This is a genomic window from Streptomyces sp. TOM-9, assembly GCF_056858595.1.
On sequence record NZ_JBXEQB010000001.1, the window covers coordinates 5390543 to 5416258 of the forward strand.

General features: G+C 75.1%; 23 protein-coding genes. 10 read left to right on the forward strand and 13 right to left on the reverse strand.

What is annotated here, in order from left to right; all coding sequences use genetic code 11:
* Positions 1-2: 2 nt before the first annotated feature.
* The 3 genes from AC1VWI_RS25140 to AC1VWI_RS25150 all read right to left on the reverse strand — a co-directional run bounded on the left by AC1VWI_RS25140 (position 3) and on the right by AC1VWI_RS25150 (position 2958).
* A complete protein-coding gene (locus tag AC1VWI_RS25140) occupies positions 3-1265 on the reverse strand; it encodes a DUF2637 domain-containing protein (protein WP_499516906.1) in 1263 nt (420 codons plus the stop codon).
* Positions 1266-1384: 119 nt separating this feature from the next.
* Entirely contained in the window at positions 1385-2086 is a 702-nt protein-coding gene (locus AC1VWI_RS25145; protein WP_499513278.1) for a DUF3558 family protein, read from the reverse strand.
* Positions 2087-2151: 65 nt separating this feature from the next.
* Entirely contained in the window at positions 2152-2958 is an 807-nt protein-coding gene (locus AC1VWI_RS25150) for a hypothetical protein (RefSeq protein ID WP_499513279.1), read from the reverse strand.
* A 216-nt stretch (positions 2959-3174) separates the two neighbouring features.
* Here AC1VWI_RS25150 and AC1VWI_RS25155 point away from each other — a divergent pair, with 216 nt between their 5' ends.
* Entirely contained in the window at positions 3175-4368 is a 1194-nt protein-coding gene (locus tag AC1VWI_RS25155) for an RtcB family protein (RefSeq protein WP_499513280.1), read from the forward strand.
* A 96-nt stretch (positions 4369-4464) separates the two neighbouring features.
* On the opposite strand, the gene AC1VWI_RS25160 is transcribed toward AC1VWI_RS25155, so the two are convergent.
* Both AC1VWI_RS25160 and AC1VWI_RS25165 read right to left on the reverse strand, forming a co-directional pair.
* A complete protein-coding gene (locus AC1VWI_RS25160; protein WP_499513281.1) occupies positions 4465-5220 on the reverse strand; it encodes an SDR family NAD(P)-dependent oxidoreductase in 756 nt (251 codons plus the stop codon).
* Positions 5221-5404: 184 nt separating this feature from the next.
* The gene (locus AC1VWI_RS25165; protein WP_499513282.1) at positions 5405-6946 is read right to left on the reverse strand and encodes an FAD-dependent oxidoreductase; all 1542 of its coding nucleotides are present in this window, start codon (positions 6944-6946) and stop codon (positions 5405-5407) included.
* Positions 6947-7048: 102 nt separating this feature from the next.
* Here AC1VWI_RS25165 and AC1VWI_RS25170 point away from each other — a divergent pair, with 102 nt between their 5' ends.
* Together AC1VWI_RS25170 and AC1VWI_RS25175 are read left to right on the forward strand one after the other, a co-directional pair.
* Positions 7049-7627 (forward strand): TetR/AcrR family transcriptional regulator, encoded by a 579-nt coding sequence (locus AC1VWI_RS25170; protein ID WP_499513283.1) that lies wholly within the window; start codon positions 7049-7051, stop codon positions 7625-7627.
* Between the two features lie 51 nt (positions 7628-7678).
* On the forward strand, positions 7679-8662 hold the full coding sequence (locus AC1VWI_RS25175) for a 2-hydroxyacid dehydrogenase (RefSeq protein WP_499513284.1): 984 nt from the start codon (positions 7679-7681) through the stop codon (positions 8660-8662).
* Between the two features lie 52 nt (positions 8663-8714).
* On the opposite strand, the gene AC1VWI_RS25180 is transcribed toward AC1VWI_RS25175, so the two are convergent.
* Entirely contained in the window at positions 8715-9449 is a 735-nt protein-coding gene (locus AC1VWI_RS25180; protein WP_499513285.1) for a hypothetical protein, read from the reverse strand.
* A 285-nt stretch (positions 9450-9734) separates the two neighbouring features.
* On the opposite strand from AC1VWI_RS25180, the gene AC1VWI_RS25185 reads away from it, so the two are divergent.
* On the forward strand, positions 9735-10715 hold the full coding sequence (locus AC1VWI_RS25185) for a phosphotransferase family protein (RefSeq protein ID WP_499513286.1): 981 nt from the start codon (positions 9735-9737) through the stop codon (positions 10713-10715).
* A 346-nt stretch (positions 10716-11061) separates the two neighbouring features.
* Positions 11062-12519, forward strand: a complete 1458-nt coding sequence (locus tag AC1VWI_RS25190; RefSeq protein ID WP_499513287.1) for an FG-GAP and VCBS repeat-containing protein — start codon at positions 11062-11064, stop codon at positions 12517-12519.
* Here AC1VWI_RS25190 and AC1VWI_RS25195 read toward each other — a convergent pair.
* Complete coding sequence (locus AC1VWI_RS25195; RefSeq protein WP_499513288.1) at positions 12516-13829, reverse strand: FAD-binding oxidoreductase; 1314 nt, start codon at positions 13827-13829, stop codon at positions 12516-12518. The two genes, AC1VWI_RS25190 and AC1VWI_RS25195, sit on opposite strands and share 4 nt — an antisense overlap.
* A 62-nt stretch (positions 13830-13891) precedes the next feature.
* On the opposite strand from AC1VWI_RS25195, the gene AC1VWI_RS25200 reads away from it, so the two are divergent.
* Positions 13892-14884 carry a helix-turn-helix transcriptional regulator gene (locus AC1VWI_RS25200; protein WP_499513289.1) on the forward strand — a complete coding sequence of 331 codons (993 nt, stop codon included), beginning with the start codon at positions 13892-13894 and terminating at the stop codon, positions 14882-14884.
* Positions 14885-14931: 47 nt separating this feature from the next.
* Here the strand turns inward: AC1VWI_RS25200 and AC1VWI_RS25205 are convergent, their stop codons facing one another.
* A complete protein-coding gene (locus AC1VWI_RS25205; protein ID WP_499513290.1) occupies positions 14932-15471 on the reverse strand; it encodes a hypothetical protein in 540 nt (179 codons plus the stop codon).
* A gap of 114 nt (positions 15472-15585) precedes the next feature.
* Between AC1VWI_RS25205 and AC1VWI_RS25210 the strand changes: the two genes are divergently transcribed.
* Positions 15586-16317, forward strand: coding sequence for a DUF429 domain-containing protein (locus AC1VWI_RS25210; protein WP_499513291.1), 732 nt, complete (start codon positions 15586-15588; stop codon positions 16315-16317).
* Between the two features lie 139 nt (positions 16318-16456).
* On the opposite strand, the gene AC1VWI_RS25215 is transcribed toward AC1VWI_RS25210, so the two are convergent.
* On the reverse strand, positions 16457-16885 hold the full coding sequence (locus AC1VWI_RS25215) for an ATP-binding protein (RefSeq protein WP_499513292.1): 429 nt from the start codon (positions 16883-16885) through the stop codon (positions 16457-16459).
* A complete protein-coding gene (locus tag AC1VWI_RS25220; RefSeq protein ID WP_499513293.1) occupies positions 16885-17787 on the reverse strand; it encodes an MEDS domain-containing protein in 903 nt (300 codons plus the stop codon). Before AC1VWI_RS25220 ends, AC1VWI_RS25215 begins: the two co-directional genes overlap by 1 nt.
* Positions 17788-18648: 861 nt before the next feature.
* Between AC1VWI_RS25220 and AC1VWI_RS25225 the strand changes: the two genes are divergently transcribed.
* The 3 genes from AC1VWI_RS25225 to AC1VWI_RS25235 all read left to right on the forward strand — a co-directional run bounded on the left by AC1VWI_RS25225 (position 18649) and on the right by AC1VWI_RS25235 (position 24213).
* Entirely contained in the window at positions 18649-22566 is a 3918-nt protein-coding gene (locus AC1VWI_RS25225) for a Pls/PosA family non-ribosomal peptide synthetase (protein WP_499513294.1), read from the forward strand.
* The gene (locus AC1VWI_RS25230) at positions 22563-23927 is read left to right on the forward strand and encodes a M1 family metallopeptidase (protein ID WP_499513295.1); all 1365 of its coding nucleotides are present in this window, start codon (positions 22563-22565) and stop codon (positions 23925-23927) included. The genes AC1VWI_RS25225 and AC1VWI_RS25230 overlap by 4 nt, the downstream gene beginning before the upstream one ends.
* 61 nt (positions 23928-23988) lie before the next feature.
* The gene (locus tag AC1VWI_RS25235) at positions 23989-24213 is read left to right on the forward strand and encodes a thioredoxin domain-containing protein (RefSeq protein WP_499513296.1); all 225 of its coding nucleotides are present in this window, start codon (positions 23989-23991) and stop codon (positions 24211-24213) included.
* On the opposite strand, the gene AC1VWI_RS25240 is transcribed toward AC1VWI_RS25235, so the two are convergent.
* From AC1VWI_RS25240 to AC1VWI_RS25250, 3 genes are all read right to left on the reverse strand, one after another.
* Complete coding sequence (locus AC1VWI_RS25240) at positions 24192-24632, reverse strand: protein-tyrosine phosphatase family protein (RefSeq protein ID WP_499513297.1); 441 nt, start codon at positions 24630-24632, stop codon at positions 24192-24194. The two genes, AC1VWI_RS25235 and AC1VWI_RS25240, sit on opposite strands and share 22 nt — an antisense overlap.
* A complete protein-coding gene (locus AC1VWI_RS25245) occupies positions 24622-25386 on the reverse strand; it encodes a hypothetical protein (protein WP_499513298.1) in 765 nt (254 codons plus the stop codon). Before AC1VWI_RS25245 ends, AC1VWI_RS25240 begins: the two co-directional genes overlap by 11 nt.
* 79 nt (positions 25387-25465) lie before the next feature.
* Positions 25466-25693 (reverse strand): hypothetical protein, encoded by a 228-nt coding sequence (locus AC1VWI_RS25250; RefSeq protein ID WP_499513299.1) that lies wholly within the window; start codon positions 25691-25693, stop codon positions 25466-25468.
* Positions 25694-25716: the final 23 nt, after the last annotated feature.

Here is a 25716-nt window from a genome sequence, read left to right on the forward strand (position 1 = left end):
GGCTACGACGCGTACTGGCCGTCGAGTTCGAGGCGGCGGCGCAGGTCGCGGACGTAGGGGCGCAGCGTGCTCTCGCTGAGGGGGCCGCCGTTGGGGCTGGAGATGCCGTACCGGTCCTGCAGGATCAGGCCGAACTGGCGGGCGTTGGGGAAGTTGCCGAACTGCTGGTGGTAGGCCCGGAAGGCGCGGTCGTATATCTCCTCGCGGGAGGTGTCCTCCGTGACGGGCTCCGGCTCCGGCTCGGGGTAGTAGTCCGGGTCGGGCTCCGGCGCGAACTCGCTGCGGGGCGTGGGGATCACGCCGTTGCCGTCGGCGAGGGCGCGGCGGCGGTTTCCGGCGCCGACCGGGGCGGTGATCGGGGCGGTGACCGGGTCGACCGCGGGCGCCTGGTACGGCTCCGGTGCCTGGTACGGCTCGGGTGCCGGTTCCGGCGCGGGAGCGGGGGCCCGGTACGGGACCTGCGGGTCGGCACGGACCGGTTCGGGGGCCGGTGCCGGGGCCGGGGCGGGCTCCTCGGGTGCGGGCGCGGGTGCCGGTTCGGGTGCCGGTGCGGCCTCCGGGGCGGGCAGCGCGGCGACGGCCGGGGCCGGCAGCTCGATGCCCGCCGCGGCGAGGCCGATGGCGGCGGTCTGCTCCATCGGCACCCCGTACCGGGCGAGCTTCAGCGGCATCAGGGCCTCGACCGGGGCCTTGCGGCGCCAGGCGCGGCCGTAGCGGGCGCGCAGCCGGGCCCGGTAGACGAGACGTTCCTGCTCGACCCGGATGACCTCGTCGTAGCTGCGCAGCTCCCACAGCTTCATGCGCCGCCAGAGGCGGAAGGTCGCGAACGGCGCCAGCAGCCAGCGCGCGAGCCGGACCGACTCCATGTGCTTGTCGGCGGTGATGTCGGCGACCCGGCCGATCGCGTGCCGGGCCGCCTCCACCGAGACGACGAAGAGGATCGGGATGATGCCGTGCATCCCGACGCCGAGCGGGTCGGGCCAGGCCGCCGCGCCGTTGAAGGCGATCGTCGCCGCCGTCAGCAGCCACGCCGTCTGGCGCAGCAGCGGGAACGGGATGCGCAGCCAGGTCAGCAGCAGGTCGAGCGCGAGCAGGACCACGATCCCGGCGTCGATGCCGACCGGGAAGACGTTGGCGAACCAGCCGAATCCCTTGCGCAGCGCCAGCTCGCGCACGGCCGCGTACGAGCCCGCGAAGCCGATCGCGGCGATGACCACGGCGCCCGTGACGACCACACCGATCAGGATCCGGTGCGTCCGGTTCATGCGTATCGCGGACACCCGCGACCCTCCCAGGCTCGGAAACTGGCCTGCCCAGCCTGCCACACGGGGCAACGGGCAGGTTGCCCAAACGTGGTGAATCGGTACAGCGGATCCCGCAGTTGTTACGCGTTCGCCGCCGCGACCGCGGCGGCCGCCTCCTTGGCCGCCTTGAGCGCGCCGGTCTTCAGACCGGACTCGGCCGGGGTCTTCGCGTCCTCGAGGCCCGCGCCGTTGTAGGTGAGCACCAGCACGGCGTTCCCGGTGCGGGCGACGACCGTGACGTCCCGGTACTCCTCCTTGTCCTTCTTGACCGACGAGGTGACCGCGGTGCCCGCGTCCCACACGCCGTCCACCGTGACCGGCGTGCTCTTTGCGCCCTTCGCCTTGCCGGCCTCGGCGACCTGCTCGGCGTAGCGCTCCTTCGCCTGCTCCTCGGCCGAGCCGAGGCCCGCCACCGCGTCGTAGCGCTGGAGCGAGACGTCCAGCCAGCGGTACTGGTAGCCGTCCAGGCCGTTCCAGGAGCAGCCGCCGCGCTCGTCGCGCTCGGCCGAGTGCGCGGGGGTGCCCGCGGGCTTCTTGGCCTTCGGAACCAGGGACTTGACGGTTTTCGCGCCGATGACCCGGCACGGGTCGGGGAGTTCGGCGTACCTGGCGGCGACGGCGCTGGGCGACGGTGACGCGGACTTCGACGCGGGGGCGGATGCGGCCGCCTTCTGCGCGTCGTCCTTCGACGAGTCCGAGCCGGAGGAGCAGCCGGCGACGAGCATCACCGGCACGGCCGCGCCGACGAGCAGGCGGGCGAGGTGCGGGGCTGATCGGTGCATGGGTCCTTCGCTCATTTCGGTGCGTGTCATGTCATGGCGCAAACGGCCAGACTACGCGCTTCGCCTCATTCGTCGAGTTGATCTGCGAGCTCCGCCGCGACCTGGCGGGCCCCCAGCTGCAGCTCCTCGCTGGGCGGTTCGACCGATTTGTCCGTTGACCACTGCGAGAGTTCGACGGTGACCAGGACGTTCGCCATGCGGAAGACGACGGTGACGTCGCGGTGGAGTCCGGGGCCCTGGTCCTTGAGGACGTCGTCGAGGAAGGCCCCGTCGCCGAGGTCGTCCAGGGTGCGCGGGGCGGTCTCGCCGGTGGCCGTCACGGACGGCGAAGGGGCCTCCGGAACCGCCGGGCTCCCGCCCTCCGAGCTGGGCTGACCCGCGGTGGCCGACGCGGACGCGACGGCGTCGGCCGGCGCCGTGGCGGCCGGGATGTGGGCCTCCGCGGCCCGGGTGTCGTAGTCCGCCGTGGCCTGGCTCTCGTCGCTGACGGATGTGTCGTACGACACGACGCGCTCGAGGTCGATCCGGAGGTAGCGGTTGCCGAGGTCGGTGCGGCCGGTCCACCTGCAGCCCACCTTGCGGTCCGTGTCGAACGTCACGGTCGCCTCGCCCGCGTCGTCGTCCGCGTCCGGGACGAACTTCCCGAGGGTGTCCGCGGCGACCGAACCGCACGGCTCGGGCAGCACCCGGTAGCGGCCGGGCGGGGCCGCCGGGGTGGACTGCCTGCCGTCCGCGGTGTCGCCGTTGCGTGCGCCGTCCCCGGAGCCGCCCGACCCGCTGCACCCGGCCAGTGCGGCGACGGCGAGCGCCGTCGTGCACGCCGCGGCCAGCAGGCCCCGGATCCGGTGGACGCGGTCTCCCGTTGGCTGCACTGAGGTGGCCCCTTCCTCCGGCGGTCGGTCCCGCGCCCGCGTAAATCCCTTGGCGGGGGTGGGCGACGGGTAGACACAATGTCTACCGCACGCGCTGCGGCCGTCGCCGGATCATGGGGCTGTATGGCTGACTTCGCCCTTTATTTCGCTTTCCATTAAGACGTGTTGTTTGTGTTGCCTTGATGGATTCCACCGTCCGACCCAGGGGGGAACGAGATGTCGTACACCGAAGTGCCCGGAGTGCAGGTACCGATCCGCATGTGGACCGACCCGGCCGCGGTCGAGGGCGTCGCCATGCAGCAGCTGCGCAACGTCTCCTCGCTGCCGTGGATCAAGGGACTCGCCGTCATGCCGGACGTCCACTACGGCAAGGGCGCCACGGTGGGCTCGGTGATCGCGATGCACGGCGCGGTCTGCCCGGCCGCGGTCGGCGTGGACATCGGCTGCGGCATGAGCGCGGTGCGGACCTCCCTGACGGCGAACGACCTGCCCGGTGACCTCTCGCGGCTCCGCTCCAAGATCGAGCAGGCGATCCCGGTCGGTCGCGGCATGCACGACGAGGCCGTCGACCCCGCCCGGCTGTACGGCCTGCCCGCGGCCGGCTGGGACCGCTTCTGGGACGGCTTCGACGACCTGGCCGAGCCCGTCAGGTTCCGGTACGAGCGCGCGACGAAGCAGATGGGCACGCTCGGCTCCGGCAACCACTTCATCGAGGTCTGCCTCGACGAGGAGGGCGCGGTCTGGCTGATGCTGCACTCCGGTTCGCGGAACATCGGCAAGGAACTCGCCGAGCACCACATCGGCGAGGCCCAGAAACTGCCGCACAACCAGGGCCTGGTCGACCGCGACCTGGCCGTCTTCATCGCGGACACCCCGCAGATGGCGGCCTACCGGCGCGACCTGTTCTGGGCCCAGGACTACGCGAAGCGCAACCGCGCGATCATGATGGCCCTGTTCCAGGAGGTGCTGCGGCGCGAGTTCCGCAAGGCCGGGGTCACCTTCGACGCGGTCATCTCCTGCCACCACAACTACGTGGCGGAGGAGCGCTACGACGGCATGGACCTGCTCGTCACCCGCAAGGGCGCGATCAGGGCGGGCAGCGGCGATCACGGCATCATCCCGGGCTCCATGGGCACGGGTTCGTACATCGTCCGCGGGCTCGGCAACACCGACGCCTTCAACTCCGCCTCGCACGGCGCGGGCCGCAAGATGAGCCGCAACGCGGCGAAGAAGCGGTTCTCCACGCGGGACCTGGAGGAGCAGACCAAGGGCGTCGAGTGCCGCAAGGACTCGGGCGTGGTGGACGAGATCCCGGGCGCGTACAAGCCGATCGAGAAGGTGATCGAGCAGCAGCGGGACCTCGTGGAGGTCGTCGCGAAGCTCAAGCAGGTCGTCTGCGTCAAAGGTTGAGCCCGGGCGGGCGGGTCCGGGGCCGTGCGCGGCCGCCGGACCCGCCGCCGGTCGTACGGCGACGGTGGGCGCAGCGGTGACGCGCCCGCTGGGCGGCTACGGCTCCCGGTGCACCCGGTGCTGGGCGGCCTGGGCACGGGGGCGGACGACCAGCAGGTCGACGTTGACGTGGGACGGGCGGGTGACCGCCCAGGTGACCGTGTCGGCGATGTCCTCGGAGGTGAGGGGCTCGGCCACCCCCGCGTAGACGGCGGCGGCCTTCTCCTCGTCGCCGTGGAAGCGGGTGAGGGCGAAGCCCTCGCTCATCACCATGCCGGGGGCGATCTCGATCACGCGGACCGGCTCACCGAGCAGCTCCAGGCGGAGCGTGCCGGCGAGGGCGTGAGTGCCGTGCTTGGCCGCGACGTATCCGCCGCCGCCCTCGTACGGCGTGAAGGCGGCAGTGGAGGAGAGCACGACCACGGTGCCGTCGCCGGAGGCGATCAGCCCGGGCAGGAACGCCTGGACGGTGTGGAGCACGCCGAGGACGTTGACCTCGTACATCGTGCGCCACTCCTCGGGGTCGGCGGTGGCCACCGGGTCCGCGCCGAGGGCACCGCCGGCGTTGGCGAACAGGACGTCCACCCGGTCCAGCGAGGCGGCGAGTGCGTCGACGGCGCCGCGGTCGGTGACGTCGAGGGCCACGGCGGCGGCCGAGTGGCCCGCGGCGGTGATCTCCTTGGCGAGCGCCTCCAGGCGGTCGGCGCGGCGGGCGGTGAGCACGACGTGGTAGCCGGCTTCGGCCAGCCTGCGGGCGGTGGCGGCACCGATGCCGCTGCTCGCGCCGGTCACGACTGCGGTACGGGGGCTCATGGTCGTGCTGCCTTTCGCCGGTCGGGAGGTCGGGAGGTCGGGAGGGGCAAGTGCCCGCCTACGCTTGCAGCATAGGCGCGGTGGTGCCGAGCGTTCTCAGGGCGGTCCGCCGGGTGAACCACAGCCGGAACACCGGCTTCCTGCCGCCGGTGCCCGCAGCCTCCCGTGCCGTGCCCGGCGGCCGTCAGCTGCGGATGCCCGCGGCCGGCCGGGACATGTGTCCTGCCTCCCCGGCCCACGCGGTGAGGGCGGCGGCGTGGCCGCCGCCGGCGGCGCCGTCGGCTGCCCAGGCGACGTAGCCGTCGGGGCGGACGAGCAGCGTGGTGCGGCCCCCGTCCGTACGGGTGACGTGGACGGCGCGCGCGTCGGCGGGTCCGGCCGCCGCGCCCTCGGGGGCGACGAGCACGAAGCGGCCGGCGCGCAGGACCTCGTACAGCCGGCCCTCCCGCAGCGGCAGGTCGGGGGCGCGCCCGCCGGTCAGGGGGTGGGCGCCGCGCGGGGCGGGGTAGGCGATGCCGATGCCGGTGATCGCGCCCAGGGCCCTGCGGCGCAGCGGCGGGAGGTGGCCCACGGCCAGGGAGACCAGGTCGCGGAAGGTCCGCTGGAGGGCGTTGTGGGCCATGGCGAGCCGGATGATGCCGCCGCTGCTGCGCAGCACCGTCGCGCCCACCGGGTGCCGTTCGGCCTGGTAGGTGTCGAGCAGGGCGTCGGTCGCGTGGCCGCGGACCACGGCGGCGAGCTTCCAGCCGAGGTTGGCGGCGTCCTGCAGGCCGGTGTTCATCCCCTGGCCGCCCGCGGGGGAGTGGACGTGCGCCGCGTCGCCGGCGAGCAGTACGCGGCCGGCGCGGTAGACGGGCACCTGGCGTTCGTCGCTGTGGAAGCGGGAGAGCCAGCGGGCCTCGCCCATGCCGTGGTCGGTGCCCAGGGCGCGGCGCGTGACGGCGCGGACCTCGTCGAGGCCGACAGGGTCGCCGTCGGGCCGCTCGCCGGTGCGGTCCCAGCACATCACGCGGTACCAGCCGTCGCCGAAGGGCGCGAGGAAGGCGAAGGCGTCGCCCGTGCCGCCCACGGTCAGCATCTCTGCGGGCGGTACGGCGAGCCGGACGTCGGCGAGCACGATCGACCGGATGACGGACCGGCCGGGGAAGGGCAGGCCCAGGGCGGTCCGGACGGCGCTGCGGTGGCCGTCGGTGCCGACGGCGTAAGCGGCGCGCCGGGTGGTGACGGCGCCGTCCGCGGTGCGGACGTCGAGGGCGACGCCCTCGTCGTCCTGGCGGACCGCGAGGACCTCGGCGCCGTGCTCGAAGCGCGCGCCCGCGGCGCGGGCCCGGCGCTCCAGCAGCCGCTCGACCTCGTACTGGGGGGTGATCAGCAGGTACGGGAAGCGGGAGGGCAGCTCCGCCAGGTCCAGCGAGAGCCGGCGGAAGAGCCGCAGCCCGCGCAGCCGGTGGCCGGTGGCGACCAGCTCGTCGGCGAGGCCGCGGGCGTCGAGGAGTTCGAGGGTGCGGGCGTGGACGCCGAAGGCCCGGCTCAGGTTGCCGTGCCCCGGGCCGCGGCGCTCCAGGACGGTGACGGGGACGCCGGCGGTGGCCAGGTCCCCGGCGAGCAGCAGGCCGGTGGGGCCCGCGCCCACGACCAGGACCCCGGCCGGGCGCTCCCCGGTGGCGGTGCGGGTGGCGGTGCGGGTGGCGGTGCGGGTGGCGTCGGTGCGGTTCTCGGTGGTCATGGCGGTCCCCTCGGGTGCCAACGCTTGTGGGCCAACACTTGTTGGCAAACGTAGCCCCGCCGCTCTGGCGATGTCAACAGCCGTTGGCCTACAGTTGTGGGCATGACCACGACGTCCCCCGCCCCCCGCCGTTCCGACGCCACCCGCGCGGCGATCCTCGCCGCGGCCCGCGACCGCTTCGCCGCCGACGGCTACGAGCGGGCGACCATCCGTGCCATCGCCAAGGACGCGGCCATCGACCCCTCGATGGTCATGCGCTACTACGGCAACAAGGAGGGGCTCTTCGCCGCCGCCTCCGAGTTCGACCTGCGCATGCCGGACGTGTCCGCGGTCGCGACCGAGGACGTCGGGGCCGTCCTCGTCGCGCACTTCCTGGAGCGCTGGGAGGAGGACGAGACGCTGACCGCACTGCTGCGCGTCGGCGTCACCAACCCGGCCGGCGCCGAGCGGATGCGGTCGATCCTGCAGCGGCAGCTCGCACCGGTCGCCGCCGCGGTGTGCCCGGACCCGGAGCCCGGCCGTGCCACGGAGCGCGCCGTGCTGGTGGCATCGCAGATCCTCGGCATGGCCGTCAGCCGGTACGTGCTCCGCTTCCCGCCGGCCGTGGCGATGCCGCGCGAGGAGGTCGTGGCCTGGCTGGCGCCCACCGTCCAGCGGTACCTGACCGCCGCGGCGCCCTGACCCCCGCGGACCGACCCGCGGACGTATCCGCGAACGAAGGAGTGACGACGCATGGAGCCGAAGAACGTCCTGGCGGTCATCGCGCCGCACGTCGGGGGCCGCCGCGTCGGTGCCGCCATGGCCGGGCTCTTCGAGGGCCGGGCCGCCGTGACCGTCGTCGAGTCCGCCGACGAGGACCCGGCCGCCCTGGCCGCGGCCCACGTGATCATGACCGCGCTGGGCCCCGTGGCGGCCGGGCACCTCGCCCGCGCGTCCGCCCTGGAACTGGTCCAGTGCACCGGCCACGGCCACGAGCACGTGGACGTCGCCGCCGCCCGCGCCCGCGGGGTGCCCGTGTGCACCATCGGCTCCAGCGGGGCCGAGACGCAGAGCGTCGCCGAGCAGGCCTTCGCACTCATGCTCGCGCTCGCCAAGCGGATCGTCCCCGCGCACGACGCGCTGTCCCGCGGCGAATGGCCGCTGCCCCGCCTGCAGCGGTCACTGACCGGGCTGGACGGCAGGGTCCTCGGCGTGATCGGCCTCGGGGCGATCGGGCAGGCCGTGGCCCGGCGGGCCGCCGCCTTCGGGATGACCGTCCGCTACACCTCGCGCGGGCCCGTACCGGCCGCGACCGAGCAGCTGCTCGGGGCCCGCCGCCTCCCGCTGGAGGACTTGCTGGCGACCGCCGACTACGTGTCCGTCCACGTCCCGCTGACCGACGCGACCCGGCATCTGCTCGACGTGCGACGGCTGGCGCTGCTCAAGCCCACCGCCTTCGTGGTCAACACCGCGCGGGGCGCGGTCGTCGACCAGGACGCGCTCGCCGACGCGCTGGAGGCCGGGCGGCTGGCCGGTGCCGGGCTCGACGTCTTCGACCCCGAACCGCCGCCGGCCGGGATGCGGCTGCTCCACGCGCCCAACGTCGTCCTGTCCCCGCACGCGGGCGGCGCCACCGGGGACACGGTGGCCCGGATCGCGCGCGCCGCCGTCCGCAACGTCGTGGACTTCCTCGACGGCCGCCCGCCACGCGACGTGGTGCCCGCCACGGAGGACTGAACCGGACCGTCCCGGGCTGCCCCGGGCCGCCCGCGGCCCGCCCGGTTCCGGCTCAGGCGCTCTGGTCGCCCTCGACGTTGGTGCCCGGGCCGAGCCCGGCGAGCGCGTCCTTGGCCACCGCCAGGGCGCCGTCGCGGACCTCGGACTCGTCCGGCGCCTTCTTGTTCTCGAAGTCGCTGCCGTTGTAGGTGACGGTCACGACCGCGTTGCCCTTGCGGAACACCACGACCGCCTCGCGCGTCTGCTGCTTGTCCTCGGTCGTCAGCTCCACGGACACGGAGGCCTCGTCACCGATCCCGGACGCCGGGGTCGCCTTCTTCAGGCGCTTGTAGGAGGCCTTCGCCCCCGCCTCGCCGTCCTGGCCGCCACCGGTCGTGGACACCTCGAAGGTCACGTCGAGCCAGCGGTAGTCGAAGCCCTTGAGGGCGTTCCACGAGCAGCCCGTGCGGTGCGAGGGGTCCGTGAGGGAGAGTTGCTTGCCCGTCGTCTTGGCCTCGGGGACCAGCTTCTTGATGGTCGCGGTCTTGATCGCGGTGCACGGCGCGGGAGGCTTGGAGTACGTGGCGGGCGCGTCTTTGGAGCCGTCCGAACCGGAGCCCGATCCGGAACCGGAGTCCGAACCCGCGCCGGAGTCCGACCCGGACGGCGCGGTGGAGCCGGTCCGGGATCCGTTCGCCGACGTGCGGCCGGGGTCCTCGTGGGACGAGGAGGCCATCGTCCAGCCGACGATGGCGAGTATGGCGGTGGGCAGCAGACGAGCCGCCAGGGTGAGGGGCAGGGACGCCACGGCGGTCTTCTCTTCGTCGATCCTGAGGAACCTGGGGCTGAGGAGGTGAGCGTGGGGGACGTGGGGCCTGAGCGTACGACGCGAAGATGAGATTGCCATATGAAAGTGGCCCGGGAACAGACCAGGCGCGTAGGGGTTGCGGTACCGGGCGTGACGGGTGTAGCCGCGCGCCCCCGAAAATCTCGGGCGCACCGTGGACGCGCCGACGTCGGAACGGGTGCCGTGACGGACCGGCCCGCGCACGACCGGTGACACCGTGGGAGCGCTCTCATAGCATGCGGGGACATGAAGAGCCTGACCAAGCGCGCCCTCACCGCCGGACAACTGGCCGCCCTGCTGCGGGAGTCGGCGGGCCTCGGCTGCAGTGTGGAGGCCGAGCTCACGGACGGCTGGTTCAACGCCGCCTACCGGGTGCGGCTCGACGACGGGCGTCCGGCGGTGGTGAAGATCGCCCCACCGCCGGACGCCCTGGTGCTGCGCTACGAGCGCGGCATCATGGCCACCGAGGTCATGGCGCACCGGCGGATGGCCGCCCTCGGCGATGTGCCGCTGCCGGAACTGCTGCACGCGGCACCGGACTTCATGACGCTGTCGGTCCTTCCCGGCACCCCCTGGGACAAGGCGGCGGACCGCCTCCCCGCGGACCGTCAGGCCGCGCTGCGCCGTGAACTGGGCCGGATCGTGGCGCGGCTGCACACGCTCGCCCCGGAGGACGGCCGGTACGGCTACCCGGCCCCCGAGGCCGGGCTGTCTGCGGCGGACTGGCCGACGGCATTCGGCGCCATGGTCGAGGCGATGCTGGAGGAGGCCGTGCGCTGGAGCACCCCGCTCGGCGTCGCCCCCGACGAGGTCCGCGCGCTCGTCGCGGAGGGCGCGGACGTCCTGGCGGAGGTGACCGAGCCGCGGCTGGTCCACTTCGACCTGTGGCCCGGCAACGTCTTCGTCGCCGACGACGGCTCCGCCGTCACCGGGCTCATCGACCACGAGCGGGCCTTCTGGGGCGACCCGGTGGCCGAACTGGTCTCCCTGGCCCTCGGCGGCGACGCCGGCCCCGGCAGCGACCTCGTCGCCGGCTACCACCAGGCGGGCGGCACCCTGGACTTCGGGCCCGCGACGCTGCACCGGCTGGCCCTCTACCGCGTCTACCTCGGCCTCATCCTGGTCGTCGAGTGCGGCCCGCGGGGCTATCCCGCCGACCACGCCGACCACGTCCGCGACGTCCTCGGCCGCTGGGTCGCGGAGCTCCGGGCCGTACGGCGGGGCTAGGCCGTGTCGTCAAAGTCCCTCCCCCAACCTTCGGCCGGAAGTGCCCCCGCCCCGCGGCACTCCCCCAGCCTTCGGCCAGGGGGAGTTGTCGAATCGTCCGAGTAGCCCACTACGAGGACGATCCTCCGCCGTGCGATGCACCGCACCTGGGGGCACCTTCCGGCGGAGCTGGGGAGCCGCTGGGCCCGCCCGCCGGGCGGTGGGGGCACCTCCCAGCGGTAGCTGGGGGAGCTCATGTGACGACACGGCCCAGTACAACCCCGGCGGGCCCCCGTGGGTCTCCTCACCGCGGTACCCGGGTCCCGGGCTCCCGCCCGACCCCGTCCCCCTGCTTGGAGACACGTAAGTGAAGCACCCCCTGCGCGGCGCCGCGGCGCTGGCCACCCTGCTCGCCGCGGGCCTCGCCCCGTTCGCCCTCGCCTCCCCCGCCTCCGCCGCCCCCTCCGGCCTCGCGGGCGACTTCAACGGCGACGGCTACCGGGACGTCGCCGTCGCCGCTCCCGCCGCCAAGGTGAGCGGGAAGCTCTGGGCCGGTCAGGTCGCCGTGGTCTACGGGACGGCGAGCGGGCTGAACCCCGCCAAGCACCAGGTGATCAGCCAGAACACCGCGGGCGTCCCCGGCGCGGCGGAGGCGGACGACGAGTTCGGCGACCAGGTCGCCGCCGCAGACCTCAACCGCGACGGCTACAGCGACCTCGTGGTCGGCGCCCCGCGCGAGAAGGTCGGCAGTTACCCGGACGCGGGCACGGTCGTCATCGTCTGGGGCTCCAAGAGCGGCCTGTCCGGCGGCACGACGGTGAAGAACCCGCTGTCGTACGCCGGAAGCTACTTCGGCATGGGCCTCGCGGCCGCCGACTTCACCGGTGACGGCAAGCCGGACCTGGCGGTCTCGACGCAGGGCCGCACGGGCGAAGCCTCCTGGCGGATCCGGCTGATCCGCGGCCCGTTCGCCAAGTCGGGCAGCACCGGCAAGGCGTCCGAGTACGCCCCGGGCATCGACCGGCCCGCCCTCACCGCGGGCCGGGTCGACGGCGACAACAGGGCCGACCTCGTGGCCACCGGCAGCAAGGCCAATCGCTACCAGCTCGGCTCCGCCGTCTACTACCGGGGCACCGCCTCCGGCATCACCAAGGCGGCGACCCTGCGGCCTGCCGGGACGGCGGCGATCGGCGACCTGAACAAGGACGGCTACGGCGACATCGCGCTCGGCAACCCCGAGGACCCGGCCGCCGAGCCCTCGGCCTCCACCGGCGGCAGGATCGACGTCGTCTACGGCACGTCGTCCGGTCCGAGCACCACCCGGCGCGTCACGCTCACGCAGAACTCCGCGGGGGTCCCGGACTCCTCCGAGACCGGGGACCGCTTCGGCCAGGCCCTCGCGATCGGCGACTACGACAAGGACGGGTACGGGGACCTCGCGGTCGGCGCGCCGGGCGAGTCCTTCGGCGACGCCGTCGACGTCCGGACGTGGGCCGGGGCGGTCACCCTGCTCCGGGGTACGGCCTCCGGCGTCACCACGGCCCGGTCGGTGTTCCTCACGCAGGACAGCCCCGGTGTGCCCGGCGCGACGGAGATGAACGACGCCTTCGGCCACCGCCTCCTGGCCTCCGACGTGAACCGCGACGGCCGTGCCGACCTCACCGTCGTCGCCGACGGGGAGAACGACCCCGAGGGTGCCGCCTGGTTCCTCCCGGGTGCCGCGTCCACGCTCTATTCGACGACGGCCTCGACCAGCTTCGGCCCGGCCAAGGTGGGGCTTCCGGCGCGCACCTACACGGCGTTCGGATACAGCCTGGCGGGCTAGCCTCCCGGCCGCACCCCGCGGTTGAAGCGGAAGAGGTCGCCGGGGTCGAGGGCCGCCTTCAGGCGGGCGAGGCGTTCGGCGTCCGGCGCAGGGTGGCCGGAACGGAACTGGGCGGGGGTGGCCCCCGCCCCGTCGCCGTAGACGAAGGTCAGGCAGCGCCCGGCCGTCCGGTCGGCCACCTCGGCCAGGACGCGGCGCTGCACCGCCCGGACCGGCTCCATCTCCGGCGCTGCCGCCGAGATCACCCGCAGCAGGAACCGCCCGTCGCGGTGGCCGGTCGCGCCCGGCACGGCGGGCGGCCGGGACAGGGCGCCCCCGAGGTGGCGCAGGTCGACGACGGTGCCGGCGGCCGCCGCGAGGACCCGGCGCAGGGCGGCCGCGTCGACGTCGCGCAGTACGGCGTTGTCGGCGGCGTAGGCGTGCGGCCGCGGCGGGTCGCGGTGGATGGCGCCCGACTCGGTGTACGGCACGGGCCGCAGGTCGTCGGTCGTACGCGGCCCGGTCGCGCGCAGCGGCGCCACCAGGCGTTCGCCCTCCGCCGCCGGGCCGTTGAAGGCGATCCGCACCGAGGCGAGGTGCCGTCCCCCGGGCCCGGCCGGGACCAGGGCCACCGAGGACGTCAGCTCCTCGGGCACCTCCCGGGTCCAGCGCAGGTACGCCTCCAGCGCCTCCTCCGTCGCCCCCGCCGGGAAGACCAACTGCCCGCCGTACAGCGCCGGCACGGGCAGCAGCCCGATCTCCATCCCCGTGACCACGGCGAGGCCGTGGCCGGCGCCGCGCAGCGCCCACGAGAGTTCCGGCTCGGTCCGGGCGGTGACGTGCCGGGCCAGGCCGTCCGCCGTGACGACGTCGAAGGTCCGTACGTGGTCGCAGGCCCAGCCGTACTGGCGCGCCGTCAGGCCCAGTCCGCCGCCGAGGGTGTAGCCGACCGCGCCCACGTCCGGCGAGGAGCCGCTCGGCGGCGCCAGCCCGAAGGGCGCGGCTGCCGCGACGACGTCCGCCCAGCGGGCACCCGCCCCGACGTACGCGGTGCCCGCCACCGGGTCCACCCGGACCGCGCGCATGCGGCGGGTGCTGATCAGCACACCCCGGTCGGCGGCCACGGACAGGCCGTGCCCGGTGGCCTGGACGGCGACCGGCAGCGCGCGGGCCGCCGCGTGGACCACCGCAGCCCGGACGTCCTCGGCGGTCCGGGCGGCCACGATCAGGTCCGGGCGGTGGAGACGGGCGGTCTGGAAACCGGAGCGCTCGGCGTCGTAGTCCGCGTCGTCCGGGGTGATCAGGGTGTCCTCGTGCGTGTTCGTCCTCATGGGGACGACGCTAGGAGCGCTTGAGGACACATCCTGTCCCCAGGCTGTGGAAATCTCGGCGCATGACGACGGACCGCCCGACGATGCCCGCCCGGATGCTGCGGCTGCTCTCGCTGCTGCAGAGCCGCCGCACTTGGTCCGGCGCCGAGCTCGCCGGCCGGCTGGGCGTGACCGGCCGCACCGTGCGCCGGGACGTCGACCGGCTGCGCGAACTGGGCTACCCCGTGCACGGCACCACGGGAACGGCCGGTGGCTACCGCCTGGCCTCCGGCCGCGACCTGCCGCCCCTGCTGCTGGACGACGACGAGGCGGTGGCGATCGCCGTCGGACTGCGCACGGCCGCCGCGGGCGGTGGTGTGGCGGGCATCGAGGAGACGTCGGTACGCGCCCTGGCCAAGCTGGAGCAGGTGCTGCCCGCGCGGCTGCGGGCCCGGGTCGCCGCCGTCGGCGCGGCCACCGTCCGCGTCCCGGTCGGGCAGCCCGTCCCGGAGGCCGATCCGGACGCACTGGCCGTCCTCGCCGCCGCGTGCCGCGACCACGAGGTGGTGACCTTCGACTACCGCGGCCGCGCCGCCGCCGTCCCGCAGCGGCGCCGTGCCGAGCCGCACAGCCTCGCGACCGCGTACGGGCGCTGGTACGTCATCGCCTACGACACCGACCGCGCGGGCTGGCGGGTGTTCCGGCTGGACCGGCTCACCGGCCCCGCCCCCGTCCACCGCCGCTTCACCCCGCGCGACCTGCCCGGCGGCCCAGGTACCGACCCCGCCGCGTACCTCGCCGCGACGCTGACCGCCGCCCCCTACCGCTTCACGGCCGCGGCCACGGTCGGCGCCCCGGCCGCCGAGGTGCTGGCCCGCCTCCCGGCGCCGCTGCCCGGGCGGGTGACGCCGCTGGACGAGGGCCGCTGCCGCGTGACCTTCGGCGCGGACTCGCCGGACCTGATCACGCACGACCTCGTGGCGCTGGCCGGGCTCCCCGTCGTCCTCGACGAGGACACCCCGGCCGCGCTCCGCGCCCATCTGCGGGACGTCGGGCGCGCGCTCGCGGCGATGTGAGCGGTTGGGTGGTTGAGCGGTTGAGCGGTTGCCGGGGGAGTGGGGAGCTACCCGGCGGCGGTCGTGGGCTGCTCCACGACGTTGCGGCCACCGAGCGGCGCCATCCTGCCCGGGTGCTCGGGCTGCTGGCCCGGCATGAGCCCGGTGCCGGACGCCGGGGCGGAGGTGTGCGCGGGGGTGTGCGCGGATGTGTGGGCCGAGGTGTGCGCGGATGTGTGGGCCGACGCGTGCGCGGGGGCCGCGTGGGTGGGAGCCGCGTGGGCGCCGCCGGACTGCTGCGCGGCACCCGGCGCGATCGCCATCGGGGCGGCGGAGGAGGGCACCGCCGCGGTGACCGCACGGCTCGCCTCGGTCTTCGGGTGCTCGTCCTTGTCGGGCGCGTGGCTCACCCCGAAACGGGTCCGCAGATGGTGCCCGGCCGCCTCGTCGAGGCTCACCGGCCGCTGCAGCCGCACCGCCAGCCGGCTCGCCTCACGGCCCAGCGCCGCGAGGTCCTCCCACCGCAGGTGCACGACGAGCGGCAGTTCCGCCTCGCCGTCGGGGAGCGCTTGAAGGCCCTGGAAGGGGACGTTGCTCTGAGCGTTCATCGGCCGGTCCTCACCATCGGCTGCAGTGCGGTACGCCAGGGGATACGCACCTCGGCACGGGAACGTTCAGCGGCGCCCCCGCCGCGCCCGCCGCGCGGCGGGGATGATGGGACCGTGCGCACCCTCGGGATCGACCTGGCCGCGAGCCCCAGGACGACCGCGGTCGCGGTCGTCACCTGGCCCGGTGACGGCACGGCCGTCGTCTCCCCGCCGCTGCTGGGGTGCGCCGACGACGTGCTCACCGACCTGCTGTGCGGACTGGAGCCGGGGGAACGGGCCGGGGTGGACTGCCCCTTCGGCTGGCCGATCCCGTTCGTCGAGGCCGTCGCCGCGCATGCGGCGGGCACGCCGTGGCCCGGGCGGGGCACCGACGCCTCCGCGTACCGGGCGACCCTGCGCCACCGCCGCACCGACGTCCTGACCCACGGGGAACTCGGCGGCCGGTGGCCGCTGTCCGTCGCCTTCGACCGGCTGGGCGCCACCGCCGCCCGCTGGGCCCACCTCGCCGACGAACTCGCCGCCCGCGACCACCCGGTCGCCCGTGACGGCTCCGGTCGGATCGCCGAGGTGTATCCGGCGGCGTCCCGCAGACGATGGGGCCTCGGTCCCGAGCGCTCGACGGCCGAACTCCGCGCGGCCGCCCCCTGGCTGCGGTGCGGCCCGGCCGAACGCGCCGCGTACGACGGCAGCGAGCACGCCTTCGACGCACTGGTCGCCGCCCTCGCCGCACGGGCCGTCCAGCGCGGACTCACCCGCGGTCCCGCCGGCCCGCAGGAGATCCACGCGGCCGCCGTCGAGGGCTGGATCCACCTCCCCGGTGAGGGCACGCTCCCGGCCCTGCCGTGAGCCCGGGTGCGGACCGCAGGGTGGGCGCGGCGACGTGACCGGGGTGGCTTGGGTGCGCACTCAACGGCGCCGCCACAGGTTGTACTTGGGCAACGGCGCTGCGCCCGAGCCGCCTGGCCCTGGCCCGGGCGCCGCCCGCTCAGTGGAGGCGGATCGCGAGGGTGACGACCGCGCCGACCGGGCCCGTGGCGATGGTGAGGTGGTCGGTGACCAGGCGGGCGAGCCACAGGCCGCGCCCGCAGCGGGAGTCGAGGCCGGGCAGCAGCTCGGGGATGACGGCGGCGCTGAAGCCGGGGCCGGCGTCGGTGATCCGGGCCTGCACCTCGCCGTCGGTACGGCGCAGCATCAGGCGGCCGCGGCCGCCGCCGTGGGTGATCGCGTTGGAGGCCACCTCGTTCACCGCGAGGACGAATTCGCCGCGGCGTGCCGCCGGAAGCCCCGCCCACATCGCGAACTCCTCGGCCAGTACCCGCAGTCGGGGCAGCTCGCCCTCCGTGAAGTCGCGTTCCAGCCAGCAGCCCCCGGCGGCCGGATCGCCGGCGGAGGGTTCGTGCAGCTCCTCCAGCATCAGCCGCTCACCTCGATCAGTGTCAGCCCCGGCAGGGACGCCGCGCCCAGGGTGCGCAGCAGCGTCAGGTGGAAGGCCGAGCAGCGGATCTCCACCCGCACCCCCCGCTCCCCCGCGGCGACCACCAGCGTCAGGAGTTCCATCGCGCAGCCGACGCCGAGGAAGTGCAGGTCGCGCAGGGCCAGGACGAGCCGCCCGCCCTCCGCGGTCCGCCGCAGCGCGTCCTCGACCACGCCGTGGAACCGTTCCCGCGTGCTGAGGTCGGCCTCGCCGAGCAGCCGCAGCAGGCCCTCGGTGTGCGTCGCGTACAGCGCGCCGAGCCGGGTCAGCAGGTTGCGCGGGTGGGCCTGCGCCATCGCGTCGAGCACGTCCCCGGTGAACCACCGGCGGTCGTAGGCGCAGATCTCCGCGTACGGCCGTCCGGTGAAGAGGTGGTCGGCGTGGGTCTCGCGGTGCACCATCGCGTCGATGGGCGCGCCCATGTCGCGCACCCAGTGCATGTCGATGTACGCGCGCAGGCCCGCGTACCCGTCGCGGACCGCGCGGTCCGTCTCCTCGGCGAGCCGGCCCTGCTGCCGCACCGCCGTGAACGCGGGGTCCGGACGGATCAGCTCGCGCATGCTGCTCAGCACGAGCTGCCCGCGCCGGTGCGCCGACTCCACCCGTGCGTCGGCGTCCCCGGGCCGCCCGGCGTCGTCGGCCGGACCCAGGTGGGCGAGCACCTCCCGGTCCGGCACGCCGGGGGCGGCGAAGACCATGACCCGCTCGCCGGCCGCCAGCCCGAGCCGTGCGAACGCGGCCAGGACGTCCCAGCGTGTGTCGTCGCCGTCGTAACTGACGAACGCGTGGTCGCCGGGCCGCATCCGCTGCACCGGCACGACCCGCACATCCGCGGCAGGCATCGGTCCTCACCCCCTGGTTTCCGAGCTGCCGAGGGTAGGAGCGCGCACCGCGGGACCGCCAGGCGGGACCGACTCTGCCCGGCATCGCGCGGGGAGCGATCGCGGGCACGCCGGAGCTGCCCGGAAGCGCCCGTCCGTCAACGCGATGTGACGGACGGGCGATCAACGCACCGGCCGTCCGGACCCCGGCCCGGCCGTTCTGCGTGACGTCACCCGGATGCGCCGTGAAGCCGATGTTCCCGTCCCTGCCGTGGTCCAGTAGGGAGCGGAGGTCCCGCCCCACCAGCAGGCAGAGGCGGCCCGTGCCAAGCTGGGGTCCGTCAGGTCTGTGGCGTGCGTCACATGCGGTGATCCCGCTTCTCGCCGGTCGGACGGCGTCGGCCGAGGACGCCACGGGCGGCGTACGCGCGCCGCCCCGACCGCCGGGCGAGGGCCGGTGAACGGCGTGGGGACCGTCGGATCGGCCGTGGGAAGGAGGTGGCGGCGACGCCCCGCCGGGCCCGGCACGACTGTGAGAGCGGCCACGTGCCCCCCTTTCGGCGGGCTGCGGGGATTAAGCACCGGTAAACTCCCTGTTCGCCATTTGTGACGCCGGGTGAAGGACCCGGACCGCGGGCCGTCCGGTCAGGACGGGCGCGGTACGGGGATGCCGGGCGTGCGCCAGTCGCGGGGACGGTCCCGCGCGCCGGGACACCGTGGTCCCCGGCCGGCCGGGCGAGGGGCTCCGGCGCCGCAGTGGTCCTGAGTTTTTGGAGGGTTTGACATGCGTCTGTCTCTGGCCGTGAGCGACCGGAACAAGGTGCCCGGCGTGTCCGCAACGGCACCACCGACCCCCGGCTCGTCCGAGCCGGGGAGCACCGTATGACCCTCGTCGAATCGCCCTTCCCGCTCCTCGAGGACCCCGCGCCCGCCGGTGTCGCCGGCACCTCCGGCGTCCTGTGCCCCGCGCGGGCGGTCTTCCGGGCCGGCGACGCCGCCCCCGGGCGCACCCTGCTCGGGGTCCTGGCCGCCACCGCCCGGGCGCACCCCACCGCACCCGCCGTCGACGACGGCACCACGACGCTGAGCTACCGGGCCCTGGCCGCCGCGACCGAGCGCCTGCGCCGCCGTCTGGCGGAGTCCGGCATCGGCGCCGGCGACCGGGTGGGCGTACGGGTGCCCTCGGGCACCGCCGACCTGTACGTGGCGGTCCTCGCCGTGCTCTCCGCGGGCGCCGCCTATGTGCCGGTCGACGCCGAGGACCCCGAGGAACGCGCCCGGCTGGTCTTCTCCGAGGCGGAGGTGTGCGCCGTCATCGGCGAGCACCTCACGATCACCCCGTGCGCCGAGCCCCGCGGCACCGTCGGCCGCCGTCCCGGGCCGGACGACGACGCATGGATCATCTTCACCTCCGGTTCCACCGGCAAGCCCAAGGGCGTCGCCGTCACCCACCGTTCGGCCGCCGCGTTCGTGGACGCCGAGGCCCGGCTCTTCCTCGCCGAGGAGCCGCTGGGACCCGGCGACCGGGTGCTGGCCGGGCTCTCGGTGGCCTTCGACGCCTCCTGCGAGGAGATGTGGCTGGCGTGGCGGCACGGCGCCTGTCTGGTGCCCGCGCCGCGCTCCCTCGTCCGCACCGGGCTGGACCTCGGCCCCTGGCTCGTCGAGCAGGGGATCACGGTCGTCTCCACCGTGCCCACGCTGGCCGCGCTGTGGCCCGTCGAGGCGCTGGACGACGTCCGCCTGCTGATCTTCGGCGGTGAGGCCTGCCCGCCGGAACTGGCCGAACGGATGGCCGTCGAGGGGCGCGAGGTGTGGAACACCTACGGCCCGACCGAGGCCACCGTCGTCGCCTGCGCCGCCCAGCTCACCGGCGAGGGCCCGGTCCGCATCGGACTGCCCCTGGACGGCTGGGAACTGGCCGTCGTGGACGCCCACGGCGAACCGCTGCCCATGGGCGCGACCGGCGAGCTGGTCATCGGCGGGGTCGGCCTCGCCCGCTACCTGGACCCCGCCAAGGACACCGAGAAGTACGCGCCGCTGCCCGCCCTCGACTGGGACCGCGCCTACCGCAGCGGCGACCTGGTCCGCGCGGACGCGGAGGGCCTGGTCTTCGTCGGCCGCGCCGACGAGCAGGTCAAGCTCGGCGGCCGCCGCATCGAACTGGGCGAGATCGACGCCGCGCTGCAGGCGCTGCCCGCCGTCGCCGGCGCGGCCGCCGCCGTCCGCACCACCAAGGGCGGCAACCAGATCCTGGTCGGCTACGTCGCGGTGACCGGTGACTTCGACCAGGCCGACGCGCTCGCCCGGCTCCGCGAGGCGCTGCCGGCCGCCCTCGTCCCGCTGCTCGCCGTCGTGGACACCCTGCCCACCCGGACCTCGGGCAAGGTCGACCGGGACGCGCTGCCCTGGCCGCTGCCCGGGCTCGACGCGCCCGCCGCGGAACTGGGCGGCACCGAGGGCCTGCTCGCCGGCCTGTGGGGCGAGCTCCTCGGCGCGCCGGTGACCGGGCCGGACGCCGACTTCTTCGCACTCGGCGGCGGCAGCCTGACCGCCGCCCGCCTCGTCTCGCAGCTGCGCACCCGCTACCCCGCGGCCGCGGTCGGCGACGTCTACCAGCACCCCACCCTCGGGGCGCTCGCCGCCCGCCTGGACGAGGCCGACGCCCGCCGCGCCGCCGCGCGCCCCGTACGGCCGGTGCCCCGGCGCGCCGCCGCGGTCCAGCTGGCGCTGATGCTCCCGCTGTTCGTCCTGGCCGGACTGCGCTGGGGCGTCGTGGCGGCCGCGATCGGCAACGCGCTGCGCCTCCTCGGCCCGTTCCCGTGGGTCCCGGCCGTCTCCTGGTGGTGGGTGCTGGCCGGCTGGGCGCTGCTCATCAGCCCCGCCGGACGGGTCGCCGTCTCCGCTGGCGGCGCCCGGCTGCTGCTGCGCGGGGTGCGCCCGGGCACCTATCCGCGCGGCGGGGCGGTGCACCTGCGTCTGTGGACCGCCGAACGCCTCGCGCAGGTCAGCGGCGCCGGCAACCTCACCGGTGCCTGGCTGAGCCACTACGCCCGCGCGCTGGGCGCCAAGGTCGGCGACGGCGCAGACCTGCACTCCCCGCCGCCGGTCACCGGCATGCTCAAGCTCGGCAAGGGCAGCGCCGTGGAGCCCGAGGTCGACCTGTCCGGGCACTGGCTCGACCGCGACCTGCTGCACATCGGCAAGATCCGCGTCGGGGCGGGCGCCACGGTCGGCTCCCGCAGCACCCTGCTGCCCGGCGCCCGGATCGGCAAGCGCGCCGAGATCGCCCCCGGTTCCGCGGTCGTGGGCGCCGTCCGGGCCGGGCAGCGCTGGGGCGGCGTGCCCGCCGTCCGCACCGGCAAGGCCCCGCACCGCAGTTCCGACTCCCGGCCGCCGAGACGGCTGCGCTGGTCGGCGGCGTACGAGGCGACCGCCTTCGCCCTGGACCTGCTGCCCGCGGTGTCGGCGCTGCCCGCCCTGCTGGTGCTGGCCCGGTTCCTGCGCGGCGCCGACGCCGCGCCGCTGCCCGCCGCGCTCGCGGCCGTGCCCCTGGCCACGCTCGCCTGGCTGCTGACGTACGCGCTGCTGGTGCTGGCCGGGGTGCGGCTGCTGGGCATCGGGCTGCGCGAGGGCCACCACCCCGTGCACGGCCGTGTCGCCTGGCAGGCCTGGACGACGGCCCGGCTCATGGACCGGGCCCGCGCGCACCTGTTCCCGCTCTACGCCAGCCTGCTGACGCCGGTGTGGCTGCGGGCGCTCGGCATGAAGGTCGGCCGCCACGTCGAGGCGTCCACCGTGCTGGCGCTGCCGACGATGACCACCGTCGGCGACGGGGCCTTCCTCGCCGACGACACCATGGTGGGCAGCTACGAGCTCGGCGGCGGCCTGATGCGCATCGCGGAGGCCCGGATCGGCAAGAAGGCCTTCCTCGGCAACTCCGGCATGACCGCCCCCGGCCGCTCGGTGCCGAAGAACGGCCTGGTCGGCGTGCTCTCGTCGACGCCCAAGGGCGCCAAGGCGGGCAGCTCCTATCTCGGCATGCCGCCGATGAAGCTGCCGCGCGTCCCCGAGACGGGCGACCGCAGCCGCACCTTCGCACCGCCCCGGCGGCTCGTGCTGGCCCGCGCGGCCGTCGAGCTGTGCCGGGTCGTCCCCGTGATGTGCGCGGTCGCGCTGGTGGTGCTGGTGCTCGCCGGGTACGCGGCGGTGGCCGACCGGTACGGGGCGCCCGTGGCGCTCGCCGCCGGCGGGGCGCTGCTCGCGGGCGCCGGTGCGGTCGCCTGCGCGGTGGCCGTGGTGATGAAGTGGCTGCTGGTCGGGCGGGTGCGGACGGGTGAACGGCCGCTGTGGAGCTCGTTCGTGTGGCGCAACGAACTGGCCGACACCTTCGTCGAGGTGCTGGCCGTGCCGTGGCTCGTCGGCGCGGTCGGCGGCACCCCGCTGATGAACGTGTGGCTGAGGTGCCTGGGGGCGCGGATCGGACGCGGCGTATGGTGCGAGACGTACTGGCTGCCGGAGGCGGACCTGGTCCGGGTCGGGGACGGCGCGACCGTCGGCCGCGGCTGCGTGGTACAGACACACTTGTTCCACGATCGGATCCTGCGGATGGACGAGGTCGTACTCGGGGAGGGCGCGAGCCTCGGCCCGCACGGCATCGTGCTGCCCGGGGCCACGGTCGGGGCCCGGAGCGCGATCGGTCCCGCCTCGCTGGTCATGCGGGGCGAGAGCGTGCCCGAGGGCACCCGCTGGCTCGGCAACCCGATCTCCGCCTGGCACACAGAGGGGGCCCGCACAGGGTGAGCAACGGCAAGCGCGTGCGTGGCGGGGCCGCCGTCCCCGCCACGCCCGGGCCGGAGGTGTCCGCGGACACCTACTTCCCCGAGCACGGCAACGGCGGCTACCGGGTCACCCACTACGACCTGGAACTGGAGTACCGCCCGGCGGCCAACCGCCTCTCGGGCCGGGCCCGGATCTCCGCGCTGGCGGACCGGGCCCTTTCCGCGTTCAGCCTGGACCTCGGAGCCTTCCGTCTCGACCGGGTCCTCGTCGACGGGCGCCCCGCCCGCTACACGCACCGCGCGGGGAAGCTCCGCATCAAGCCCGCGAAGGCGCTGCCCGAGGGCCCGTTCGCGGTCGAGGTCCGCTACGTGGGCAACCCGAGGCCCGTCCGTTCCCGCGACTGGGGGGAGCTGGGCTGGGAGCAGCTGGAGGACGGCGCGCTCGTTGCCAGCCAGCCGATCGGCGCGCCCTCCTGGTTCCCCTGCAACGACCACCTCGGCGACCGGGCGGGCTACCGGATCACGGTGACCGCGCCCTCGCCGTACACGGTCGTCGCCAACGGCAGCCTGGAGTCGTACCGGGTGGGCGCCTCCACGACGACCTGGGTGTACGACCAGCCGCGGCCGATGCCGCCGTACCTGGCGACCGTGCAGATCGGCCAGTACGAGCTCATCGACCACCTCGGCGGTGCCGTACCCCAGCCGGCCGCCGTCCCGCCGCGCCTGACCGCCGACTTCGACCACGACTTCGGGCGCCAGCCGCGGATGATGGAGGTGTTCGGCGAGCTCTTCGGGCCCTACCCCTTCGGCGAGTACGCGGTCGTCGTGACCGACGAGGAGCTGGAGGTCCCGGTCGAGGCGCACGGGCTGTCCGTCTTCGGCAGCAACCACCTGGACGGCCGCCGCGGCTTCGAACGCCTCGTCGCCCACGAACTCGCCCACCAGTGGTTCGGCAACAGCCTCGCCCTCGCCGACTGGCGGCACATCTGGCTCAACGAGGGCTTCGCCGCGTACGCCGAATGGCTGTGGGCCGAGTCCTGCGGCGAGGCGCCCGCCGCCCGCAACGCGGCCCGCGCCCACGCCAGGCTCGCCGCCCAGCCCCAGGACCTGCGGCTGGCCGACCCCGGTGCCCGGAACATGTTCGACGACCGGGTGTACAAGCGCGGCGCCCTCACCCTGCACGCGCTGCGCACGGTCATGGGCGACCCGGCGTTCTTCCGGCTGCTGCGGGCCTGGACCGCCGCCCACCGCCATGGCACCGTGACCACCGGGCAGTTCACCGCCCTGGCCCAGGAGCACACCGACCGGCAGCTGGAGGCGCTGGTCTTCCACCCGTGGCTGCACGGGACGCGGCTGCCACGCCTGCCGATCGGGGGAGCATGAGCGACGCGCACACGGACGGGGCGGGATCGGCGTCCACCGGCGGCCGGGCTGCCCGTTCTGCATGAAGCTGCGGGCGCAACTGCTGTTCACGCGGCTGCGCCACACCACGGTCGACATCCGGCGCGATCCGGACGCCGCCGCCTTCGTGCGCTCCGTGGCGGACGGGAACGAGACCGTGCCGACCGTCACCGTGGCGGGGCGGCCCCTGGTCAACCCCTCGTTGCGGCAGCTCAAGGGGGCGGTCAGGGCGTACGCCCCGCACCTTCAGGCGAAGCGGGACACGTAGCGGCGCTGCCAGGGCGTCTCCACCGCGCGCCGGGCGTAGTGCTCCCGGACGTAGGCGACGGCCTCACCGGACGGCACCCCGTCCAGCACCGCCAGGCACGCCAGGGCCGTCCCCGTACGGCCGAGTCCGCCGCCGCAGGCGACCTCCACCCGCTCGTCCGCAGCACGCCGCCACGCCGCGCGCAGCGCCTGGGCGGCGTCCGCACGGTCCGCTGGCAGCCGGAAGTCCGGCCAGCGCACCCAGCGGCCCTCCCAGGCCACCGCCGGGGGTTCGTGGCCCAGCAGGTACAGCCCGAACACGGGGACGGGACCGGCCGGCAGCGGCTTCCGCAGCCCCCGTCCACGCACCAGCCGCCCCGACGGCAGCCGCAGCACCCCCGGGGCGCCCGGCTCCCAGCCGGTGGCGGGCTCAGCGCCCATGGCCGCCGCACGCCGCCGGGTAGAGCACGGCGCCCGCCAGCCCGCCGCCGTCCGCGGCGTCCGCCGCCAGGCCGGACAGGCGCAGGCACGCCTCGGCGGTGGCGTCCACGGGAGGGCACTCGACGCCCACGGCGCCGACCGCGGTCACCGAGCCGTCGTGGTGGAGTTCGCCGCCGGAGGACGGCGCGGGCAGCCCGCCCTGCAGGATGCCGAGGGCGACGATCTCGCCCGACGCGCCCGACGCGCCCGAGGCCTCACGGATGTCGAAGCGCCAATGGGCGTCGCTCGCTTTGAGGAGGTATTTCCCGGACCTCCCGCATTCCGCCAGGGAATCCCGGCGGGCACGGACGAGTTCGGCTATCGCGCAGCACAACGGGGCGTCATGTCCGGCCGTCGTGCGGAAGCGGCTGAAATCGGCGAGCGGCGCGGACCGCATCGCGCCGTCGAGGAGGACGACCGCCGACTCCCGTGCGTGCGGATGGCCCTGCTCGGCGATGTCCAGCAGGAAGGGGGCCGCGACCACGGCACCGGGGAGCACCTCGCCGGTGCGTCCGCGCAGCAGGGAACTGCTGGTCAGGGCCGCCACGGCGGAGGCGACGCCATCGAGGTCGCGGGCCGCGGCCAGTGCCCTCAGCCCGGCCGCGGGGTCGGGCCGTTCGGCCCGCGCCCCGTCCTGGGCGTCGGCGGTCCGAGGGCGTGGCCGCGGCGTGGGAATGGCATTCCAATTGACGGCGTCGATCTCGGTGAGCAGCATCCGCACATGATTCCACCCGCTCCGGAATTTCGGGGTTCCGCATGCGGGACAAGCGTTCGGGCGGCTATGCTCCGCCGCCTCAAGCGGTATGACGCAGATACAGCGCGCCGCAACTGTGGCAGAAGGGCTGCGCCGCCGGCGTCCCCCACACGTCCTCCGCCTGCACGGCCGCGGCGGGGGAGAGCTCCCGCCCGCACAGCCCCGTCGCGGCGCCGTCCTCCACCATGTGCCACGCCCTCAGCGGGCTTCCGTCGGCAGGGCCGCCGTCCTCGGTGTCGTACTCGGCGCGCATCTCGTACACGGGCATCGTGGTGCCTCCGGGTCGGTCAT

Bases quoted from the DNA above. Each gene is read 5' to 3' on its own strand.
- AC1VWI_RS25140 (WP_499516906.1), bottom strand. From the start codon at position 1,265: ATGAACCGGACGCACCGGATCCTGATCGGTGTGGTCGTCACGGGCGCC.
- AC1VWI_RS25145 (WP_499513278.1), bottom strand. From the start codon at position 2,086: ATGCACCGATCAGCCCCGCACCTCGCCCGCCTGCTCGTCGGCGCGGCC.
- AC1VWI_RS25155 (WP_499513280.1), top strand. From the start codon at position 3,175: ATGTCGTACACCGAAGTGCCCGGAGTGCAGGTACCGATCCGCATGTGG.
- AC1VWI_RS25160 (WP_499513281.1), bottom strand. From the start codon at position 5,220: ATGAGCCCCCGTACCGCAGTCGTGACCGGCGCGAGCAGCGGCATCGGT.
- AC1VWI_RS25165 (WP_499513282.1), bottom strand. From the start codon at position 6,946: ATGACCACCGAGAACCGCACCGACGCCACCCGCACCGCCACCCGCACC.
- AC1VWI_RS25170 (WP_499513283.1), top strand. From the start codon at position 7,049: ATGACCACGACGTCCCCCGCCCCCCGCCGTTCCGACGCCACCCGCGCG.
- AC1VWI_RS25175 (WP_499513284.1), top strand. From the start codon at position 7,679: ATGGAGCCGAAGAACGTCCTGGCGGTCATCGCGCCGCACGTCGGGGGC.
- AC1VWI_RS25185 (WP_499513286.1), top strand. From the start codon at position 9,735: ATGAAGAGCCTGACCAAGCGCGCCCTCACCGCCGGACAACTGGCCGCC.
- AC1VWI_RS25195 (WP_499513288.1), bottom strand. From the start codon at position 13,829: ATGAGGACGAACACGCACGAGGACACCCTGATCACCCCGGACGACGCG.
- AC1VWI_RS25200 (WP_499513289.1), top strand. From the start codon at position 13,892: ATGACGACGGACCGCCCGACGATGCCCGCCCGGATGCTGCGGCTGCTC.
- AC1VWI_RS25205 (WP_499513290.1), bottom strand. From the start codon at position 15,471: ATGAACGCTCAGAGCAACGTCCCCTTCCAGGGCCTTCAAGCGCTCCCC.
- AC1VWI_RS25215 (WP_499513292.1), bottom strand. From the start codon at position 16,885: ATGCTGGAGGAGCTGCACGAACCCTCCGCCGGCGATCCGGCCGCCGGG.
- AC1VWI_RS25220 (WP_499513293.1), bottom strand. From the start codon at position 17,787: ATGCCTGCCGCGGATGTGCGGGTCGTGCCGGTGCAGCGGATGCGGCCC.
- AC1VWI_RS25225 (WP_499513294.1), top strand. From the start codon at position 18,649: ATGACCCTCGTCGAATCGCCCTTCCCGCTCCTCGAGGACCCCGCGCCC.
- AC1VWI_RS25235 (WP_499513296.1), top strand. From the start codon at position 23,989: ATGAAGCTGCGGGCGCAACTGCTGTTCACGCGGCTGCGCCACACCACG.
- AC1VWI_RS25240 (WP_499513297.1), bottom strand. From the start codon at position 24,632: ATGGGCGCTGAGCCCGCCACCGGCTGGGAGCCGGGCGCCCCGGGGGTG.
- AC1VWI_RS25245 (WP_499513298.1), bottom strand. From the start codon at position 25,386: ATGCTGCTCACCGAGATCGACGCCGTCAATTGGAATGCCATTCCCACG.
- AC1VWI_RS25250 (WP_499513299.1), bottom strand. From the start codon at position 25,693: ATGCCCGTGTACGAGATGCGCGCCGAGTACGACACCGAGGACGGCGGC.